Origin of the sequence: Enterobacter cloacae complex sp. IR5422 (assembly GCF_049238165.1) — a bacterium.
Classification (GTDB): domain Bacteria; phylum Pseudomonadota; class Gammaproteobacteria; order Enterobacterales; family Enterobacteriaceae; genus Enterobacter; species Enterobacter roggenkampii.
Genome location: NZ_JBMKHT010000022.1, coordinates 1 through 19,824, shown reverse-complemented (window position 1 = coordinate 19,824; position 19,824 = coordinate 1). Strand labels below are relative to the sequence as shown.

At 57.4% G+C, this 19,824-nt stretch carries 17 protein-coding genes; 12 read left to right on the top strand and 5 right to left on the bottom strand.

The window, feature by feature from the left end; genetic code table 11:
* Window positions 1-6 precede the first annotated feature (6 nt).
* From lpoB to ACOTXT_RS12520, 6 genes are all read left to right on the top strand, one after another.
* On the top strand, window positions 7-654 hold the full coding sequence (gene lpoB / locus ACOTXT_RS12545) for a penicillin-binding protein activator LpoB (protein WP_008500784.1): 648 nt from the start codon (window positions 7-9) through the stop codon (window positions 652-654).
* The gene (gene thiK, locus ACOTXT_RS12540) at window positions 635-1,447 is read left to right on the top strand and encodes a thiamine kinase (RefSeq protein WP_039266137.1); all 813 of its coding nucleotides are present in this window, start codon (window positions 635-637) and stop codon (window positions 1,445-1,447) included. Before lpoB ends, thiK begins: the two co-directional genes overlap by 20 nt.
* Window positions 1,448-1,470: 23 nt before the next feature.
* Window positions 1,471-2,496: a beta-N-acetylhexosaminidase gene (nagZ, locus tag ACOTXT_RS12535; RefSeq protein WP_032655375.1), complete on the top strand. Its 1,026-nt coding sequence runs from the start codon at window positions 1,471-1,473 to the stop codon at window positions 2,494-2,496.
* Between the two features lie 34 nt (window positions 2,497-2,530).
* Window positions 2,531-3,073 (top strand): alpha/beta hydrolase YcfP, encoded by a 543-nt coding sequence (gene ycfP / locus ACOTXT_RS12530; RefSeq protein ID WP_008500781.1) that lies wholly within the window; start codon window positions 2,531-2,533, stop codon window positions 3,071-3,073.
* Between the two features lie 237 nt (window positions 3,074-3,310).
* Window positions 3,311-4,615, top strand: a complete 1,305-nt coding sequence (locus ACOTXT_RS12525) for an NAD(P)/FAD-dependent oxidoreductase (RefSeq protein WP_008500780.1) — start codon at window positions 3,311-3,313, stop codon at window positions 4,613-4,615.
* 193 nt (window positions 4,616-4,808) lie between these two features.
* Window positions 4,809-5,348 (top strand): glycine zipper 2TM domain-containing protein, encoded by a 540-nt coding sequence (locus ACOTXT_RS12520; RefSeq protein WP_008500779.1) that lies wholly within the window; start codon window positions 4,809-4,811, stop codon window positions 5,346-5,348.
* Between the two features lie 60 nt (window positions 5,349-5,408).
* Here ACOTXT_RS12520 and comR read toward each other — a convergent pair whose 3' ends face one another.
* Complete coding sequence (gene comR / locus ACOTXT_RS12515) at window positions 5,409-6,044, bottom strand: TetR family copper-responsive transcriptional repressor ComR (RefSeq protein WP_219983583.1); 636 nt, start codon at window positions 6,042-6,044, stop codon at window positions 5,409-5,411.
* Window positions 6,045-6,288: 244 nt separating this feature from the next.
* On the opposite strand from comR, the gene bhsA reads away from it, so the two are divergent.
* A complete protein-coding gene (gene bhsA / locus ACOTXT_RS12510; protein WP_023616599.1) occupies window positions 6,289-6,546 on the top strand; it encodes a multiple stress resistance protein BhsA in 258 nt (85 codons plus the stop codon).
* A 75-nt stretch (window positions 6,547-6,621) separates the two neighbouring features.
* On the opposite strand, the gene ldtC is transcribed toward bhsA, so the two are convergent.
* From ldtC to ACOTXT_RS12495, 3 genes are all read right to left on the bottom strand, one after another.
* Window positions 6,622-7,587 (bottom strand): L,D-transpeptidase LdtC, encoded by a 966-nt coding sequence (ldtC, locus tag ACOTXT_RS12505; protein WP_025911795.1) that lies wholly within the window; start codon window positions 7,585-7,587, stop codon window positions 6,622-6,624.
* 144 nt (window positions 7,588-7,731) lie between these two features.
* Window positions 7,732-11,178, bottom strand: a complete 3,447-nt coding sequence (gene mfd, locus ACOTXT_RS12500) for a transcription-repair coupling factor (protein WP_055321336.1) — start codon at window positions 11,176-11,178, stop codon at window positions 7,732-7,734.
* A gap of 148 nt (window positions 11,179-11,326) precedes the next feature.
* On the bottom strand, window positions 11,327-12,400 hold the full coding sequence (locus ACOTXT_RS12495; RefSeq protein ID WP_008500774.1) for an acyltransferase family protein: 1,074 nt from the start codon (window positions 12,398-12,400) through the stop codon (window positions 11,327-11,329).
* A gap of 256 nt (window positions 12,401-12,656) precedes the next feature.
* On the opposite strand from ACOTXT_RS12495, the gene lolC reads away from it, so the two are divergent.
* Genes lolC through cobB form a run of 5 tightly spaced genes read left to right on the top strand, consistent with a single transcriptional unit; the run spans window position 12,657 to window position 17,595 of the window.
* Entirely contained in the window at window positions 12,657-13,856 is a 1,200-nt protein-coding gene (gene lolC / locus ACOTXT_RS12490; RefSeq protein ID WP_023616594.1) for a lipoprotein-releasing ABC transporter permease subunit LolC, read from the top strand.
* A complete protein-coding gene (gene lolD / locus ACOTXT_RS12485; RefSeq protein ID WP_008500772.1) occupies window positions 13,849-14,550 on the top strand; it encodes a lipoprotein-releasing ABC transporter ATP-binding protein LolD in 702 nt (233 codons plus the stop codon). The genes lolC and lolD overlap by 8 nt, the downstream gene beginning before the upstream one ends.
* Window positions 14,550-15,794: a lipoprotein-releasing ABC transporter permease subunit LolE gene (lolE, locus tag ACOTXT_RS12480; protein ID WP_045372940.1), complete on the top strand. Its 1,245-nt coding sequence runs from the start codon at window positions 14,550-14,552 to the stop codon at window positions 15,792-15,794. The genes lolD and lolE overlap by 1 nt, the downstream gene beginning before the upstream one ends.
* Before the next feature lie 53 nt (window positions 15,795-15,847).
* The gene (gene nagK / locus ACOTXT_RS12475; protein ID WP_111986467.1) at window positions 15,848-16,759 is read left to right on the top strand and encodes an N-acetylglucosamine kinase; all 912 of its coding nucleotides are present in this window, start codon (window positions 15,848-15,850) and stop codon (window positions 16,757-16,759) included.
* A gap of 14 nt (window positions 16,760-16,773) precedes the next feature.
* Window positions 16,774-17,595, top strand: a complete 822-nt coding sequence (gene cobB / locus ACOTXT_RS12470; protein ID WP_021240739.1) for a Sir2 family NAD+-dependent deacetylase — start codon at window positions 16,774-16,776, stop codon at window positions 17,593-17,595.
* Window positions 17,596-17,640: 45 nt separating this feature from the next.
* Here the strand turns inward: cobB and ACOTXT_RS12465 are convergent, their stop codons facing one another.
* Complete coding sequence (locus tag ACOTXT_RS12465) at window positions 17,641-19,572, bottom strand: methyl-accepting chemotaxis protein (RefSeq protein ID WP_039266142.1); 1,932 nt, start codon at window positions 19,570-19,572, stop codon at window positions 17,641-17,643.
* Window positions 19,573-19,824: the final 252 nt, after the last annotated feature.

Here is a 19,824-nt window from a genome sequence, read left to right as displayed (position 1 = left end):
TGAACCTTGATTAAAAACTTGAGCCGCTATGCGCTCGTGACAGCTTTCGCGCTGTTCCTGGCGGGGTGTGTGACCCGAACTGAACAGCCAGCGCCTGTGGAAGAGGCGAAACCGGGCACTGAACAGCCGACACAGCCAACGCAGCCGCAGCCAACCGTGCCGTCTGTGCCGTCTATTCCGTCACAGCCTGGCCCGATTGAGCATCCGGACCAGACGTCGCAGCCCACGCCGCGCGTGCGCCATTACGACTGGAATGGGGCAATGCAGCCCATGGTCGGCAAAATGCTGCAGGCACAGGGCGTGACGGCAGGCAGCGTGTTGTTGGTCGATAGCGTGAACAACCGTACCAACGGTTCGCTGAACGCGGGTGAAGCGACAGAAACGCTGCGCAATGCGCTGGCAAACAACGGTAAGTTTACGCTGGTCTCGGCTCAGCAACTCGCGGTAGCCAAACAGCAGCTGGGCCTGTCGCCGCAGGATAGCCTCGGCACACGCAGCAAGGCGATCGGCATTGCCCGTAACGTTGGCGCACAGTATGTGCTGTACTCTAACGCCACCGGTAACGTGAATACGCCGGCCCTGCAGATGCAGCTGATGCTGGTTCAGACAGGCGAAATTATCTGGTCAGGTAAAGGTGCGGTTACGCAACAATGACAGCACGCGTGAAGAGATTCTGACGCGCTATTTTCCTCAGTACCGCCTTATCGCGCCGCAGGCCCACTCCGGGCTTGGCGGCGCGAGTTGCATTATAGCGCAGGGGGAACGACGCCTGGTCTTGCGGCAACATCACGACCCCTATGCGCCTGCCTCCCATTTCCGTCGTCAGTTTCGCGCCCTGAGGCGCCTTCCGTCAGATCTCGTGCCTGCCCCCCGTTTTTTCAGAGAGGGCTGGATGGCCGTCGACTATCTGGACGGTGACGTGAAAAGCGCGCTGCCGGACACGCCGACGCTCGCGGCAATGCTGTATCATCTGCACCGACAGCCACGTCTGGGATGGCGAATCACGTTATACCCGCTGCTTGAACGCTACTGGCAGCAGGCCGCGCCTGACAGACGCACTCCAGTGTGGCTGGCACATCTCAAGCGGTTGCGTAAAGCAGGCGAGCCGCAGCCGATTCGGCTATCGCCGCTGCACATGGATGTTCATGCCGGAAATATTGTGCATACGGCAGAGGGCATCAGGCTCATCGACTGGGAATACGCCGGAGATGGCGATGTGGCGCTGGAGCTGGCGGCAGTCTGGACGGAGAGTGACGACGCGCGGCAGAGGCTTATCAGGGACTACGCCGAGGTGGCGCACATTGACGCCGACGCGCTGAGGCGTCAGGTCAAACGCTGGCGGCCATGGGTCGTCATGTTAATGGCTGGCTGGTTTGAAATGCGCTATCAGCAGTCAAGAGACAAACATTTTATTGCGCTGGCAGACGATGCCTGGCGTCAGTTATAAACGAAAGGATAAGAGAGGTGGATGTGGGTCCAGTCATGTTGGATGTAGAAGGGTTTGAACTGGATGCGGAGGAGCGTGAAATTCTGGCGCATCCGCTGGTGGGGGGCCTGATCCTGTTTACCCGCAACTATCACGATCCGGCGCAGCTGCGCGAGCTGGTGCGCCAGATCCGCGCCGCGTCGCGCAATCATCTGGTGGTCGCCGTCGATCAGGAAGGCGGACGCGTGCAGCGTTTTCGCGAAGGGTTTACCCGCCTGCCGGCGGCCCAGTCTTTTGCCGCGCTGCTCGGCACGGAAGAGGGCGGGAAACTGGCGCAGGAGGCCGGCTGGCTGATGGCCAGTGAAATGATTGCCATGGATATCGACATCAGTTTTGCCCCGGTTCTGGACGTGGGGCATATCAGCGCCGCCATTGGCGAGCGCTCGTACCATGACGATCCGCGCATTGCGCTGGCCATGGCGACCCGCTTCATTGACGGCATGCACGATGCCGGGATGAAAACCACCGGGAAACACTTCCCTGGCCACGGGGCGGTAACGGCGGACTCGCATAAAGAGACCCCGCGCGATCCGCGCCCGGAAGCGGAAATTCGCGCCAAAGATATGTCGGTGTTCAGGTCGCTTATCACCGACAACAAGCTGGATGCCATCATGCCTGCGCACGTGATTTACAGCGACGTTGACCCACGTCCTGCCAGCGGCTCTCCGCACTGGCTGAAAACCGTTCTGCGTCAGGAGCTGGGCTTCAATGGCGTGATTTTCTCTGACGATCTATCGATGGAAGGGGCGGCGATTATGGGCAGCTACGCTGAACGCGGTCAGGCGTCGCTGGATGCAGGTTGCGATATGATCCTGGTCTGCAATAATCGTAAAGGTGCCGTTAGCGTGCTGGATAACCTGTCGCCGATCAATGCAGAGCGTGTTACACAATTGTATCATAAAGGTTCATTTAGCCGTCAGGAGCTGATGGATTCGGCGCGCTGGAAGACGGTCAACGCCCGGCTTGAAGACCTGAATGAGCGCTGGCAGGCACATAAAGCCAGCCTGTAAACCCTCCCGGAAGGCGTAGCGTGGTGAGAAGACGATGATCATCTATTTACACGGTTTTGACTCAAACAGTCCTGGTAATCATGAGAAGGTGCTGCAGCTGCAGTTTATCGATCCGGATGTCCGGTTGATCAGCTACAGCACGCGCCATCCGAAGCATGATATGCAGCACCTGCTCAAAGAGGTGGACAAGATGTTGCAGCTCAACGTCGACGATCGGCCGTTGATTTGCGGCGTGGGGCTGGGCGGCTACTGGGCAGAGCGGATTGGCTTCCTGTGCGACATCCGTCAGGTGGTATTCAATCCCAACCTTTTCCCGAACGAAAACATGGAAGGCAAAATCGACCGCCCGGAAGAGTATGTCGATATTGCGACCAAGTGCGTCAGCAATTTTCGGGAGAAAAACCGTGACCGCTGCCTGGTGATCCTGTCGCGTAACGATGAGGCTCTCAACAGCCACCGGGCTGCAGAACTGCTGCATCATTACTATGAAATTGTCTGGGACGAAGAACAGACCCACAAGTTTAAGAATATCTCCCCGCATCTGCAGCGCATCAAAGCCTTTAAAACGCTGGGCTAAACCACAGCCTGCCACTTCAGAAACCCGGTCGCGAACGCGCACCGGGTTTCTTTTTGTCCAGAATTGTCTACTTTTAAGCCATCAAAACTTGATGCATATCAATTTTGGTATGACCAATGCGCCTGACGTGGTATTCTCAATGCACCTGAATGGTTTCAGTGCTGTAACCTGTTGTTAATTAAGGGTTATTTTTATAACTTTTAATTAACAATTGGTTAATAATTTGAGGGGGTCACGTTGACTACGCCATTGAAAAAGATAGTGATTGTAGGCGGTGGTGCTGGCGGGCTGGAGCTGGCGACACAGTTGGGTAAGAAGCTGGGGCGCGGTAAAAAAGCCAAAATCACGCTGGTGGATCGTAACCACAGCCACCTGTGGAAACCGCTGCTGCACGAAGTAGCGACCGGCTCTCTGGACGAGGGCGTGGACGCGCTCAGCTATCTGGCACACGCGCGCAACCATCATTTCCAGTTCCAGCTGGGCTCGGTGGTGGACATCAACCGTGAAAGCAAAACCATCACTCTGGCAGAACTGCGTGATGAAAAAGGGGAGCTGTTGGTTCCTGAGCGCAAGCTGCCGTACGACACCCTGGTCATGGCGCTGGGCAGTACCTCCAACGACTTCAACACGCCGGGCGTGAAAGAGCACTGTATCTTCCTCGATAACCCGCACCAGGCGCGTCGTTTCCATCAGGAAATGCTGAACCTGTTCCTGAAGTACACCAGCAATATGGGTGCGAACGGTAAGGTCAATATCGCCATTGTCGGCGGCGGTGCGACGGGCGTTGAGCTGTCCGCTGAGCTGCACAATGCTGTGAAGCAGCTGCACAGCTACGGTTACAAAGGGTTAACGAACGAAGCGCTGAACGTCACGCTGGTCGAAGCCGGTGAACGCATTCTGCCTGCGCTGCCTCCGCGTATTTCCGGTGCGGCGCACAATGAACTCACCAAGCTGGGCGTGCGGGTGCTGACGCAGACCATGGTGACCAGCGCCGACGAAGGCGGCCTGCACACCAAAGACGGCGAGTATATCAAAGCGGATCTGATGGTCTGGGCGGCAGGTATCAAAGCGCCTGACTTTATGAAAGATATCGGCGGCCTGGAAACCAACCGCATTAATCAGCTGGTCACGGAGCCAACGCTGCAAACCACGCGTGACCCTGAAATCTTTGCTATCGGTGACTGTGCCTCCTGCGCCCGTCCTGAAGGTGGATTCGTGCCGCCGCGCGCCCAGGCTGCACACCAGATGGCAAGCCTGGTCCTGCACAACATTCTGGCGCAGTACAAAGGCAAGCCAATGAAGGCCTATGTTTACAAAGACCACGGTTCTCTGGTGTCTCTGTCAAACTTCTCAACCGTCGGCAGCCTGATGGGCAACCTGATGCGCGGCTCGATGATGGTAGAAGGGCGCATTGCCCGCTTCGTGTACATCTCCCTGTACCGTATGCACCAGATTGCACTGCACGGCTACTTCAAAACCGGGCTGATGATGCTGGTGGGCAGAATCAACCGCGTGATCCGTCCGCGTCTGAAGCTGCACTAATCTTTCACTCCCTCCGGGCTCTCCGGAGGGAGTTTTTAGCATTTCATGCTGTAGATCACAGTTTGACTGCTTAAGAGTTCTCCTAAATAGAATATATCTCCTCGCTATGCCCCTTTTTTGATCCTTTATCTGATTGGCGAAGCCGTGCCTCCATTGCAAAATTGTTACCAATAGCAACAAAGGAGGAAGTCCCGTGAATAAATCAATGTTGGCGGGTATAGGGATTGGCGTCGCGGCTGCGTTAGGTGTGGCTGCCGTTGCCAGTCTCAACGTATTAGACCGCGGCCCGCAGTATGCGCAGGTGGTTTCTGCTACACCGATTAAAGAAACGGTAAAAACGCCTCGTCAGGAGTGCCGTAACGTCTCCGTGACGCATCGCCGTCCGGTGCAGGATGAAAACCGTATCGCCGGTTCTGTTCTGGGTGCGGTAGCGGGTGGCGTGATTGGTCACCAGTTTGGCGGCGGCCGGGGTAAAGATGTGGCGACCGTGGTCGGCGCGCTGGGTGGCGGCTATGCCGGTAACCAGGTGCAGGGCGCGATGCAGGATAACGATACCTACACCACGACTCAGCAACGCTGCAAAACCGTCTATGACAAGTCGGAAAAAATGCTGGGTTATGACGTGACGTACAAAATTGGCGATCAGCAGGGCAAAATCCGCATGGATAAAGACCCGGGCACGCAAATTCCGCTCGATGGAAATGGCCAGCTGGTTCTGAATAACAAAGTGTAAAAAAGATGTTCTCTGAATTTAGCTCCTCATGCGCTCAGGCTGAGGAGCTTTTTTTTTGCTTCAGATTTTGAGTAGCTCAGGCCACAGCCGCAGCGTGGTGTCGCTAATATTCTGCAGTTTTTCCAGCGTTGCCCCTTCACGGGCGCTGATCGACATCCCCTGCAAAATACAGCTCAGGTATTGCGCCAGCAGCTGAGGGTTGCACTGCGCAGGGATTTCACCGCGCTGCTGCCGCTGAGCCAGAAAGGCGCTCAGCGTCTCCTCCTGCATGGCATGACGCGATTTCACCGTATTGGCAATCTCTTTCGAGGACGCCGCCAGGGTGGCAGAGGTGTTAATCATAAAGCAGCCCGCAGGTGTGTCCTTACTGGTGAAGCAGGTCGCGACGGCGGTGAAGTAATCCCGAAGCGCCTGTTCGACGCTTTTCTCTTCACAAAACAGCTGGGCTTCGTGTTTCGCCGCAAAGCGCGAAATGTATCTGTCCAGCACCGCTCTGAACAGCCCCTCTTTATTGGTAAATTCGGCATAGAGCGTCGGCGCTTTGGCGCCGGTGGCTTCTACCAGATCGGAAAGCGAGGTTGCTTCATACCCATGTTGCCAGAAGAGAGTCATGGCCTTATCAAGCGCTGCATCCCTGTCAAACACTTTTGGTCGGCCACGGCTTTTCTTTACACAACTCGTGACGTCGGTTGTCATGTGCCGTTGGTCCTCTGTTGGTTTGTTGAATGACCATTATAAAAATAAACGCAAGTCACCACCAGCGCTGAATGCTTAAAAATAAATTAATCATATGAGTATGAAAAATAACGACTTTAAAATTAAGTTAACGACCATTATAAAATTATGTTGACGTGTGAGATGGATCACATTTATGATTTACCTATCGATCGTTAACTAAATAGCTAACGACCTCCAAATTCATCTGCTAAAGGTAAACATCATGAAAAACGTAAAAACCCTCATCGCTGCTGCTGTCCTGAGTTCACTCTCTTTCGCAAGCTTTGCGGCTGTACAGGTACAGTCCACTCCAGCCGATCAGCATAAAGTCGGCACGATCTCTGCCTCTGCCGGGACTAACCTGGGTTCACTGGAAGATCAGCTGGCGCAAAAAGCGCAAGAGATGGGTGCAAAATCTTACCGCATCACCTCTGTGACCGGTCCTAACACCCTGCACGGCACCGCCGTCATCTACAAATAAGCCGGGCATAAACCCTCATTTATGCCACTGCAATAAAAAACGCCCTGCTTAGCAGGGCGTTTTTTTATTTATGATTTACATCGATTGCTGGATGACATCGTGATGCCGGGTGACGTCGGTCGGCATACCTGAGCGGGCCTCCATTGCGCGCTCCATCACCTCGCTGTTGGTATTCGCATTCGTTTTAAAGCTTACCATCGCGGCATTCAGGTTAATGGGCAGCGTCTGCGGGTCATCGCCAATGTTTTTCGATAGCGGCTGATGAATTTCAACCAGCCGCACGCCGCCCGGCTCCTCAGAAACCTTGATCGGCGTATTGATGATATTGACTTTGGTACCCGGCGTAACGACGTTAAACAGCGTTTTGATATCGTCATCGCGCAGACGAATGCAGCCCGAGCTGACGCGCATGCCGATGCCAAAGTCCGCATTCGTTCCGTGCAGCAGGTAAACGCCGCCGTAGGCCGCCAGACGGATCGCGTGGTGACCCATCGGGTTATCCGGGCCTGCTGGCACCACGGCTGGAAGATCGATGCCCTGAGCTTTATACCGTGCACGAATATTGGCCGTTGGTGTCCAGGTTGGATTCGCGCGTTTATCCGAGACGGTGGTGACCATCGTCGGCGTCAGGGTGTCGCCGCCCAGCTGACCAATACCAATCGGGTAGACGGTCACCTCATTTTTACCCGGCGGGTAATAGTACAGACGCAGCTCCGCCAGATTTATGACGATCCCCTCACGCGGAGCGTCCGGCAGGATAGTCTGTAACGGGATAGTCAATACGCTGCCCGCGCGCGGGACGTAGGGGTCGACGCCAGGGTTCGCCTGCAGCAGGGCCAGAAAACCAACGTTATATTTTTTGGCAATGGCTTCCAGCGAACCGCCATTATTTTCAACCACATGAAAGCGGTTTTCCCCCACCACCTTGCTGCCGGGCGGAGGAAGGGGCCAGGTATTTGCGCGAGCGGGAAGCGCAACCGCAACGGTGGCTGCCAGCGCAAACAGGGTTAACCAGCGAGTCATACGCGAAGAGATCATCACCATAGTCCATATAAATGATAAGGTTATTGTTTTATAAGGCGTTAACGATAATTATGGCGAATGGGTGTGTCGGGAAGATCGGGTGAAGTGCAAAGAGTTTGTAAATTGTCCCCCGTTAGCGCTGGGCTAACGGGGGAAGGGAGGTCAGGCGATCGCGTTCTCTTCCAGCTGGCGCATAAAGTTACGCACCCAGTCCATGCGGGTTTTGCGCTCCGTCAGCTCCTGGGTAAATTTCAGACGCGTTGGGCCATCCAGACGGAAATGCTGCGGCTGTTTTTGCAGCAGACCGATGAGCCACATTGGGTTGACGTGGTTCTTCTCCGCGAACTCAATCACGCCGCCTTTTTCGTTGCCTTCAAGCTTGCGAATGCCCAGCTTCTGCGCCTGCTGGCGCAGGCGCGCGATATCCAGCAGATTTCGCGCCGCATCGGGCAGCAGACCAAAGCGGTCGATCAGCTCAACCTTAATCTCTTCCAGCTCGCTTTCCGTCTTCGCGCTGGCGATGCGCTTGTAGAACGACAGTCGGGTATTCACGTCCGGAATGAAATCATCCGGCAGCAGGGAAGGCATACGCAACTCGACCTCGGTCTGCTGGCTGGTGAGATCTTCCAGCGACGGCTCGCGCCCGGCCTTCAGGGCATCAACCGCGTTCTCTAGCAGCTCCATATAGAGCGAGAAGCCGATGGTCTCCATCGAGCCGCTCTGGTCCTCACCCAGCAGTTCACCGGCACCGCGGATCTCGAGATCGTGCGTGGCCAGCGCGAAGCCTGCGCCGAGGTCTTCCAGCGAGGCGATGGCTTCCAGACGCTTCTGCGCGTCGGTGGTCATCGCTTTCGGGTGCGGCGTCAACAGCCAGGCGTAGGCCTGATGGTGCGAACGCCCGACGCGGCCGCGCAGCTGGTGAAGCTGCGCCAGGCCAAAGTGATCCGCACGTTCAATGATGATGGTGTTCGCCGTCGGAATGTCGATCCCGGTTTCGATGATGGTGGTACACACCAGCACGTTAAAGCGCTGATGGTGGAAGTCGTTCATCACCCGTTCCAGCTCGCGCTCGCGCATCTGCCCGTGACCGATAGCAATGCGCGCTTCCGGCACCAGCTCCGCCAGCCTGTCGGCCGCTTTCTGGATGTTTTCCACGTCGTTGTACAGGTAATAGACCTGACCCCCGCGCAGCACTTCACGCAGAATGGCCTCACGCACCACCAGATTATCGTATTCGCGGACGAAGGTTTTTACCGCCAGACGGCGCGCCGGCGGCGTGGCAATAATCGACAGATCGCGCATGCCGCTCATTGCCATGTTCAGGGTTCGCGGGATCGGCGTCGCGGTCAGGGTCAGGATATCGACGTCGGCGCGCATCGCTTTGATGCGTTCCTTATGACGAACCCCGAAGCGGTGCTCTTCGTCGACGATCAGCAGCCCCAAATCTTTCCACTTCACGTCGCTTTGCAGCAGCTTGTGTGTACCGATCAGAATGTCAATTTTGCCTTCGCTTGCCTGCTCCAGGATCTGCGTCTGCTCTTTGGTGCTGCGAAAACGTGACAGCATCTCGATGCGTACCGGCCAGTTGGCGAAGCGGTCGCGGAAGTTGTCGAAATGCTGCTGAGCGAGCAGGGTGGTTGGCACCAGCACCGCCACCTGCTTGTTGTTTTCCACCGCAAGGAAGGCGGCGCGCATCGCCACTTCGGTTTTACCGAAGCCGACGTCGCCGCACACTAAACGGTCCATCGCCAGCGGCTGGCACATGTCGCTCAGCACGGCGTTAATAGCCTGAGCCTGATCCGGCGTGGTCTCAAACGGGAAGCTGTCGCAGAACAGCTGATACTGTTCCTTATCATGCTTAAAAGCGAAGCCCTCTTTGGCCGCGCGCTGGGCGTAGATATCCAGCAGCTCGGCGGCCACGTCACGCACTTTTTCCGCGGCCTTCTGGCGCGCGCGCGCCCAGGCGTCGCCGCCCAGCTTGTGCAGCGGCGCGTTCTCTTCGGCACCGCCCGCGTAGCGGCTGATCAGATGCAGGGACGACACCGGGACATACAGTTTGGCGTCGTTCGCGTAGGTCAGCATCAGGTATTCACCTTTAATGCCGCCCGCCTCGAGCGTGGTCATGCCCTGATAGCGCCCAACGCCATGCTCCAGGTGCACAATCGGCTGGCCCGGATGCAGCTCGGCCAGGTTGCGGATCAGCGTGTCCGGGTTGATGGTTCGACGGCTGTCCTGACGACGGCGCGCGACGCGCTCGCCCAGCAGGTCGCTTTCGCAAATCAGCGCCAGGTTGTTGAGCGTGTCGATGAACCCATGCTCGGCGGCGCCAATCATCAGGTAACGGCCGTTTCCGGTCGCCTCGCTCAGGCGCAGGATGCGCTTCGGCGCCACCTTAATGCGTCCCAGCAGCTCACCTAACGCTTCGCGACGGCCTTCACTCTCAACGGAGAACACCACCGGGCCGGTAAAGGACTCCAGGAACTTGCGCAGATTATCCAGCGGGGATTTCTGCTGCGCCTGGACGGCCAGGTCCGGCAGCGTCCGGAAGGCGAGGTTGGTGTTAGCGGCCTTATCGGCAAGCGAATCGGTTTTCAGCTGCATGCGCGGCCAGCGCTTCAGCTCGGCGTTGAGCTCGTCGGTACGCAGCCACAGCGCTTCCGGCGGCAGCAGCGGACGCATCGGGTCAACGCCCCGGTTTTCGAAGCGAGCGCGGGTTTCGCTTTCAAAGCGGCTGGCGCTGGCGTCGATATCCCCGGTGTTAACAATCAGCGTATTCGCCGGGAAGTAGCTGAACAGGGCAGGCAACGGCTCGCTGAAGAACAGCGGCTGCCAGTATTCGATCCCGGCAGGCAGCGTGCCTTTGCTGACCTGCTGATAAATATGTTCCGCGTCGCGCTTCACCTCGAACTTATCGCGCCACTGGCTGCGGAACAGTTCGATAGCGGTTTTGTCCGTCGGGAACTCATGCGCGGGCAGTAAATTGATGAACTCGACCTCCTCTAGCGTGCGCTGCGTATCGGCGTCGAAGACGCGCAGGCTGTCGATTTCATCATCGAAAAAGTCCAGACGATACGGCTGGTCGCTGCCCATCGGGTAAAGGTCGAGCAGCGCGCCGCGGGTCGCATATTCCCCGTGCTCCATCACCTGATCGACGTGGCGATACCCGGCGCCGTCAAGCTGCGCCCGCAGGGCATCACGGGACAGGCGCTGGCCTTTTTTCATTACCAGCGCGTGACCGTGCAGATAGCTGTGCGGACAGACGCGCTGCATCAGGGTGTTTACCGGCACAATCAGCACGCCGCGCTGCATGGTCGGGAGTTGATACAGCGTCGACAGGCGCGAGGAGATGATCTCCTGGTGCGGAGAGAAGCTGTCATAGGGCAGCGTTTCCCAGTCGGCCAGGCTGAACACCAGATTATCGGTGAACTGGCGAATTTCATCGTGCAGGCGCAGGGCGTTTTGCATATCCGGGGCAACCAGGATCACCGGGCCAGGATGACGCTCAGCAATTTCCGCCACCAGCGTGGCGCACGCTGCGCCCGTGAGTTCACCCAGCTGGCGCTGGTCGCCCGCTTTGACAGGCAAGGAATAACGATAGTGTTCAGGCATGGCTATGTCAGAGTCTCTTATGGATATACCAACAGTATTGGGGCATATCACTGATACGCAATGTCTTTATTATCCTCGATCGTTTTACATAAGCAAATCGTAACCGCACGGCGGGGTTATACGCCCCCGAAAGGGGGCGGAGAGGGCATTAACGGGTGGTCGGCGAGAGCGTAAGCGTCGAAGGCGGAGAAAAGAAAATGTCCCCGAACAGCGCGGTGGAGAGTTTACGCACCCCCAGCCCGGCCAGGGTACAGATAAGCAGGCTGGCAAACGGGTAGACCAGAATTAAGGTGAGTTCAGCCCAGAGCGGCCAGTACGCGGCATTCATCTCGCCAATCAGGAACAGGCTAAAGGCCTCAATGAGGATGCGGTGGGTGGTATAAATCGCAATGGTATTGGAGCCAATCACGTTCAGCAGGTTGTCAGGGTGAACGGCATAGCGCTGCTCAACGCTGTAGAACAGCTTCATGATCAGCACAATCGACAGCAAGGAGAGCAGCAGCGGAACGTTAGCAAACAACAGCACCACGGAGACGGCGGCGAAAGCGCCCGTTGCCAGCCAGGTGCGGCGCAGGTTTAGATTTTTCATCCATGCCATCAGCTCAGCGCCATACCACGCCCCGAGGCTGTAGTAGATCATGTTGCGGACCACGCTGTTCATTCCCCACCACGGCAGCGGCAGGAAGTTGATCGCGATGCTTGCCAGCGCCAGCAGTCCCAGCATCGGCAGCTTCCAGCGGCTCAGCAGTTTACACAACGTGAAGTAGACCACCAGGGCATACAGATACCACAGGCTGGTGCTGGCGGTGAGCATCCCTTGCACAAATCCCAGGAGCGAATCGGCGTAGGCCGCGTTCGACGAGGTGGTAACCTCGCGATCGGGCGCCAGCCAGGCGTTCAGGTGGGTCAGCGCCTGCCATTGCAGAATCCCCCACAGCGCCAGAACCCAGACAATGCTCCAGATTCGCTTGTCGAGGCTGGTTCGCCAGTCCACCTCGTCAATATAACGACGGATCAGATAGCCGGAGATAAAGAAAAAGACCGGCATACGGAAGGGGGCGAGATAGAGATTAAAATAGATCCAGCATTTGGCGAGAAGGCCAGAGAGCGGGTGTTGCAGCCCGATCAGGTGCGGATAAAACGTGATAACTGAATGGTAGATAACCACCAGGCAGATACACAGCCCTTTTATCTGGTTAATCCATAATGCTTTTTGCTTCATTGTTCGCAACTACCTTATTGCCATAGACGAACGAGCAATTGTTGTTAAACGAAACCGGGCTGTAATGGGTAACAGTCTGTATCAGGAGGTTTTTCGGAAAAGGTGGAGGTTACGAGGTGCGGTTTCAGATATTAGTATCCTGATTTATCTGAATTTTTTGGAAAAATGCTTACCAAAGCTTACGGTTTCAGTCATTTACGCTTAACGGATTCGCTTATATACTCGTGGGTCTGCTATCAGCAAACAGACGGACTTCATGTATCAACCTGTCGCACTCTTCATAGGCTTACGCTACATGCGTGGGCGCGCCGCGGACCGCTTCGGTCGCTTTGTCTCCTGGCTTTCGACTATTGGCATTACGCTTGGCGTGATGGCACTGGTGACGGTGCTTTCCGTCATGAATGGCTTCGAGCGCGAGCTGCAAAACAACATCCTGGGGCTGATGCCGCAGGCCGTACTCTCATCGACTAACGGTTCGGTTAACCCACAGCAGCTGCCGGAAAGCGCGGCGAAGTTACAGGGCGTCACGCGCGTTGCGCCACTGACCACCGGCGACGTGGTGCTGCAAAGCGCCCGCAGCGTGGCGGTCGGCGTGATGCTGGGTATTGACCCGGCACAAAAAGATCCGCTCACGCCGTATCTCGTTAACGTGAAGCAGACCGATCTGGAAGCCGGAAAATACAATGTGATTCTGGGTGAGCAGCTTGCCGGCCAGCTTGGCGTTAACCGCGGCGACCAGCTCCGCGTGATGGTGCCTTCAGCCAGCCAGTTTACGCCGATGGGGCGCCTGCCAAGCCAGCGCCTGTTTACCGTGGTTGGGACCTTTGCCGCCAACAGCGAAGTCGATGGCTACCAGATGCTGGTTAACATTCAGGACGCGTCACGCCTGATGCGCTACCCGGCCGGCAATATCACCGGCTGGCGCCTGTGGCTCGACGCGCCGCTGAAGGTCGATACCCTCAGCCAGCAAAAACTGCCGGACGGCACCAAATGGCAGGACTGGCGCGAGCGTAAAGGCGAGCTGTTCCAGGCCGTGCGGATGGAGAAAAACATGATGGGGCTGCTGCTGAGTCTGATCGTCGCCGTGGCGGCATTTAACATCATCACCTCGCTGGGGCTGATGGTGATGGAGAAGCAAGGCGAGGTCGCTATCCTGCAAACCCAGGGGCTGACGCCGCGGCAGATCATGGCCGTGTTTATGGTGCAGGGGGCCAGCGCCGGTATCATCGGCGCGCTGCTCGGGGCGGTGCTGGGTGCGCTGCTTGCCAGCCAGCTCAACAATTTAATGCCGATCATCGGCGCGCTGCTTGACGGCGCGGCGCTGCCGGTGGCCATCGAGCCGCTGCAGGTGGTCGGTATCGCGCTGGCCGCGATGGCCATTGCGCTGCTTTCTACGCTTTATCCTTCCTGGCGCGCTGCCGCCACTCAACCCGCTGAGGCTTTACGTTATGAATAAGATCCTGTTGCAATGCGACAACCTGTCCAAACGCTATCAGGAAGGCACTGTGCAAACCGACGTGCTGCACAATGTGAGCTTTAGCGTGGGCGAAGGCGAGATGATGGCGATTGTCGGCAGCTCCGGCTCCGGTAAAAGTACCTTATTACATCTGCTGGGCGGGCTGGATACCCCAACCAACGGCGACGTGATTTTCTCCGGCCAGCCGATGAGCAAAATGTCCTCAGCGGCGAAGGCCGAGCTGCGTAACCGCGAGCTGGGCTTTATCTACCAGTTCCACCACCTGCTGCCGGACTTCACGGCGCTGGAAAACGTGGCGATGCCGCTGCTGATTGGCAAAAAGAAACCGGCTGAGATTAACGCCCGCGCCAGCGACATGCTGAAAGCGGTAGGGCTGGGCCATCGCGGAAACCACCGTCCGTCGGAGCTGTCCGGCGGCGAGCGTCAGCGCGTGGCGATTGCCCGTGCGCTGGTCAACAATCCGCGTCTGGTGCTGGCGGATGAGCCTACCGGTAACCTGGACGCGCGCAACGCGGACAGTATTTTCCAGCTTCTGGGCGAGCTGAACGCCTCGCAGGGCACCGCGTTTTTGGTGGTGACCCACGATCTGCAGCTGGCAAAACGCATGGGGCGCCAGCTTGAGATGCGCGACGGCCATCTGAACGCGGAACTGACCCTGATGGGAGCAGAGTAATGGCGTCACCGTTATCGTTACTCATCGGTTTACGTTTTAGCCGTGGCCGCCGTCGCGGCGGCATGGTGTCGCTGATCTCCGTTATCTCGACCATCGGTATTGCGCTGGGTGTGGCGGTGCTGATCGTGGGCTTAAGCGCCATGAACGGTTTCGAGCGCGAGCTGAATAACCGCATTCTGGCGGTGGTGCCGCACGGGGAGATCGAACCGGTTAACCAGCCGTGGACGAACTGGAGCGATGCGCTCACCAAAGTTGAAAAAGTGCCGGGCATCGCCGCGGCTGCGCCCTACATTAACTTTACCGGGCTGGTGGAGAGCGGGGTAAACCTGCGCGCCATCCAGGTGAAAGGGGTGAATCCGACGCAGGAAGCGCGCCTCAGCGCGCTGCCGAACTACGTGCAGAACGGCGCGTGGGCCAACTTCAAGGCGGGCGAGCAGCAGATCATCATGGGTAAAGGCGTTGCTGATGCCCTGAAGGTGAAGCAGGGCGACTGGGTGTCAATCATGATCCCGAATGCCAGCGCCGATCACAAACTGCAGCAGCCAAAGCGCGTGCGCCTGCACGTTACCGGTATTCTTCAGCTGAGCGGTCAGCTTGACCACAGCTTTGCGATGGTGCCGATGGAGGATGCACGCCAGTATCTCGACATGGGCGACAGCGTGACGGGCATAGCGATTAAGGTGAACGACGTCTTTAACGCCAACAAACTGGTGCGCGACGCGGGCAGCGTGACCAATAACTATGTCTACATCAAAAGCTGGATCGGCACTTACGGGTATATGTACCGTGATATCCAGATGATCCGCGCCATTATGTATCTGGCGATGGTGCTGGTGATTGGCGTCGCGTGCTTTAATATCGTCTCGACGCTGGTCATGGCGGTCAAGGACAAGAGCGGCGACATCGCCGTGCTGCGTACCCTCGGAGCAAAAGACGGTCTTATTCGCGCCATCTTCGTCTGGTACGGTTTGCTGGCGGGTCTGTTCGGCAGCCTGTGCGGCGTGGTGATTGGCGTGGTGGTTTCCCTGCAGCTGACGCCAATTATCAACGGGATTGAAAAGCTTATTGGTCACCAGTTCCTGTCGGGTGATATCTATTTTATTGACTTCCTGCCGTCTGAACTGCACTGGCTGGATGTTTTTTATGTGCTGCTTACAGCACTTTTACTGAGTCTGCTGGCAAGCTGGTATCCGGCGCGTCGCGCAAGCCGAATTGATCCGGCGAGGGTATTAAGTGGCCAGTAATTACGTCACGATCTAGCGGCTTTCGGGTCGCCAGATCGAAAGAGGAATGCGTTATGTATTATGGATTTGATATTGGCGGCACCAAGATTGCGCTCGGCGTGTTTGATAAAGACCTCAAACTGCAGTGGGAAACCCGCGTTCCCACGCCGCGCGACAGCTACGACGAATTTTTAACCGCCATTGCCGCGCTGGTGGCGCAGGCCGATGAACGCGTTGGCGTGAAAGGCAGCGTCGGCATTGGTATTCCGGGCATGCCGGAAACCGACGACGGTACGCTTTACGCGGCCAACGTGCCTGCCGCCAGCGGTAAACCGCTGCGCGCCGATCTCTCCGCGCTCCTTGAACGCGACGTGCGTTTAGATAACGACGCCAACTGCTTTGCGCTCTCCGAAGCTTGGGATGATGAGTTCCGTCAATATCCGCTGGTGATGGGGCTGATCCTCGGTACCGGCGTCGGCGGAGGAATCGTCATCAACGGTAAGCCCATCACCGGCCGCAGCTACATCACCGGCGAGTTTGGTCATATCCGCCTGCCGGTGGATGCGCTGGAGGTCGTCGGCCGTGATTTCCCGCTGACCCGCTGCGGCTGCGGGCAGCACGGCTGTATTGAGAACTACCTGTCAGGCCGCGGGTTTGCATGGCTTTACGAACACTTCTATCATCAGAAACTTGAGGCCCCTCAAATCATTACCCTGTGGGAGCAAGGGGATGCGCAGGCGCGTGAGCACGTCGAGCGCTATCTGGATCTGCTGGCGGTGTGTCTGGGCAATATTCTCACTATCGTCGACCCGGATCTGCTGGTGATCGGGGGAGGGCTCTCAAACTTTACCGCGATTACGGAACGGTTGTCCGGGCGTTTGCCCCGACACTTATTGCCGGTTGCCCGCGTGCCGCGTATTGAACGCGCGCGACACGGGGACGCAGGAGGCATGCGCGGAGCCGCATTCCTTCATCTCACCGATTAGTTTACGAGGTTTCTATGCTGTCGCGTCGCCAGGGTCGACTCAGCCGTTTTCGCAAAAACAAACGCCGCTTGCGTGAGCGTCTGCGCCAGCGGATCTTTTTCAGAGACAGAATGATGCCAGAAGCGATGGATAAACCCAGAGTGGTGGTGCTGACCGGGGCGGGGATCTCCGCCGAGTCAGGAATTCGAACCTTCCGCGCGGCGGACGGGCTGTGGGAAGAGCACCGCGTGGAGGATGTCGCCACGCCGGAAGGCTTTGCCCGCGACCCGGATCTCGTGCAGGCGTTTTACAACGCCCGCCGTCGTCAGCTTCAGCAGCCTGACGTCGCGCCGAATGCCGCGCATCTGGCGCTGGCGAAGCTGGAAGAGGCGCTGGGCGATCGTTTTCTGCTGGTGACGCAGAATATCGACAACCTTCACGAGCGGGCCGGCAACAAGAACATCATCCATATGCACGGCGAGCTGCTCAAGGTTCGCTGCGCCTGGAGCGGTCAGGTGCTGGACTGGAAAGAGGACGTGCTGCCGGAGGATAAGTGCCACTGCTGCCAGTTCCCGTCGCGCCTGCGTCCGCACGTGGTCTGGTTCGGCGAAATGCCGCTGGGAATGGATGAGATCTACAGCGCGCTGGCGATGGCCGACGTGTTTATCGCCATCGGCACATCCGGCCATGTTTATCCGGCGGCGGGGTTTGTCCACGAAGCGCGACTGCACGGCGCGCATACCGTTGAACTCAATCTTGAGCCAAGCCAGGTGGGCAGCGAGTTTGAAGAGAAACACTACGGTCTGGCAAGCACGGTTGTTCCTGAGTTTGTCGACAAGCTGCTGAAAGGTCTGTAACGCGAATCGCGTGAAAAGGCACCCGCTGGACGGGTGCCTTTTTATTTAAGAATGAAAGAACGCCAGCGTCTTCTCCAGCGATTTAGCCTGCTCGTCCAGCGAGAGCGCCGCCGCAGAGATCTGCTGAACCAGAGAGGCGTTCTGCTGGGTGGTGCTGTCCATCTGGTTAACGGCGGTACTGACCTGGCTAATCCCCCGATTCTGCTCGTCCAGCGCCTGGACAATGTCGTTGATGACCAGATGCACGTGCGACACCGCCTCAATCACCTGTTTCATCATTACGCCGGTTTCATTGACCAGCTCGACGCCTTTGCTGACGCGGCCTGAGGACTCGGCAATCAGCTGAGAGATCTCTTTGGCCGCGTTGGCGCTTCGCTGCGCAAGGTTGCGTACTTCACCTGCGACTACCGCGAAACCGCGTCCCTGTTCACCCGCGCGTGCCGCTTCAACGGCAGCATTCAGCGCCAGGATATTGGTCTGGAAGGCGATGCCATCGACGATACTGTTAATCTCACCGATCTTGCGCGCGCTCTCATCAATCTCGCCGATCACCACGACCACATCGTTCACCAGCGTTTCGCCATGCCCGGCAAGGCTCGCGGCGCGATCGGTCAGGGTGGTCGCCTTGTGGGCGTTGTCGGCATTGTTCTTCACCGTAACCGAAATCTCTTCCATGCTGGCAGCGGTTTCAACAATCGCCGCCGCCTGTTCCTCGGTACGCGAGGCGAGGTCAAGGTTGCCCGCCGAAATTTCGCTGGTCCCGCCGTGCACGGAGTGGCTGGCTTCGCTGATGTTGTCGACGATGCGCTTGAGCTGCGTCTGCATGGTGTGCAGGGCATAAAAAATGCTGTGGGTATCCCCGGATCGCACCGGGATGGTGTTGTTCAGATCCCCGCGGGCGACGGCCAGGGCGATCCCGGCGGCCTCGGAAGGTTCTCCCCCCACCGGACGATCAACCTTGCGGGTAAAAATCTGGGCCATCACCAGGCTAACCGCAACGATGCTTAACACCATCATGACGATGGCCTTCAGTAAAAATGCGCGCGCTTCGGCCATCACTTCGCTGACCGGGGTGATGATGGCGAGTTTCCACGGCGTCTGGCTATTACCGACGGCGATCGCCTGCCAGGTGATAAATACCTCTTCTTTCAGCAGCGGATCGTTTACCCGGGTGACGTCATGTCCTGCAATTTGACCCGCGTAAGGCTTGCCTGCCGCACCTTTGTCCGGGCTGGACACCACGTTATTGCCCGCAGACAGGAGCAGGGCGTAGCCTGTGCCGTTCCACGGTTTAATGGCGCCAATCATGGACTGCAGCGTGGCGAGCGAGAAGTCAGAGGTGACTGAGCCCAGAAACTGACCGTCACGCATGATGGGGGCGGCAATTGAGGTGAGCATCACGTCCACGCCGTTGTAGGGGTAAATATAGGGTTCGATGATCACATCTTTATGCCGCTGTTTCGGCAACAGATAGTAATCACCGCTGCCGGGCGTTTCGATGTCCGTCAGCAGGTGCAATGTCGGTTTGCCGGTGGCATCGCGGTCGACGTAGCGGGCGTAGCGCCCGGCAGGATCTTCACCGCTCTGACCGGCAAAGACGGCATCTTTATCGTCAAACGCGTTGGGCTCAAAGGCCATCGACATGGAGAGAAACGACGGGTGAGCCGAGAGGAAGTGGACGAGCAGCTGGTTCAGGCTCTGGCGGTCGGAAATGCCCGCTTCGCGCAGCGCGAGGGCGCTGTTGCCCATATCCCGGGCGGCAGTCAGGGCAGAATCCAGCTGTTTGCTGACCTGTAAAGCGTGTACCTCGGCTATCTGGCGGATATGGTTTTTGGCCAGCACCTCTTGCTGCGCCATCCATTGCCACATCATAAACCCGATCGTTGCCGTAAAGCCCACCGTCACGGTGAGGAAAATGGACAATAGCATCAACGTCTTGACTCTTATTTTTTGTCTTCGGACCATGGCGTCTTTCATTCTCATCTCCCGTAATGTCGTGCATGTCGGGCAGGCACAAAGTACTTATCGGATATTCCATCCCCTTTCTGTAGAGCGATGGATATATTTAATTTAAATCCAGACGATTAATTCCCGTTAATTAGGGAAGTTGCGATTAAGTGGTCCGCAGCTCCCGATATGACGCCCCAAACCGTCCTTTATCGACGTCCTGTGGCTCAATTTTCCAATTTTCAGCCCAAAATCGTCTCTTCGTGGCTGATTTTGGCCCTG

Excerpts from the sequence above, each read along its gene's own strand:
- ycfP (WP_008500781.1), top strand. The coding sequence starts at position 2,531 with ATGATCATCTATTTACACGGTTTTGACTCAAACAGTCCTGGTAATCAT.
- comR (WP_219983583.1), bottom strand. The coding sequence starts at position 6,044 with ATGACAACCGACGTCACGAGTTGTGTAAAGAAAAGCCGTGGCCGACCA.
- bhsA (WP_023616599.1), top strand. The coding sequence starts at position 6,289 with ATGAAAAACGTAAAAACCCTCATCGCTGCTGCTGTCCTGAGTTCACTC.
- mfd (WP_055321336.1), bottom strand. The coding sequence starts at position 11,178 with ATGCCTGAACACTATCGTTATTCCTTGCCTGTCAAAGCGGGCGACCAG.
- ACOTXT_RS12495 (WP_008500774.1), bottom strand. The coding sequence starts at position 12,400 with ATGAAGCAAAAAGCATTATGGATTAACCAGATAAAAGGGCTGTGTATC.
- lolC (WP_023616594.1), top strand. The coding sequence starts at position 12,657 with ATGTATCAACCTGTCGCACTCTTCATAGGCTTACGCTACATGCGTGGG.
- lolD (WP_008500772.1), top strand. The coding sequence starts at position 13,849 with ATGAATAAGATCCTGTTGCAATGCGACAACCTGTCCAAACGCTATCAG.
- lolE (WP_045372940.1), top strand. The coding sequence starts at position 14,550 with ATGGCGTCACCGTTATCGTTACTCATCGGTTTACGTTTTAGCCGTGGC.
- nagK (WP_111986467.1), top strand. The coding sequence starts at position 15,848 with ATGTATTATGGATTTGATATTGGCGGCACCAAGATTGCGCTCGGCGTG.
- cobB (WP_021240739.1), top strand. The coding sequence starts at position 16,774 with ATGCTGTCGCGTCGCCAGGGTCGACTCAGCCGTTTTCGCAAAAACAAA.
- ACOTXT_RS12465 (WP_039266142.1), bottom strand. The coding sequence starts at position 19,572 with ATGAAAGACGCCATGGTCCGAAGACAAAAAATAAGAGTCAAGACGTTG.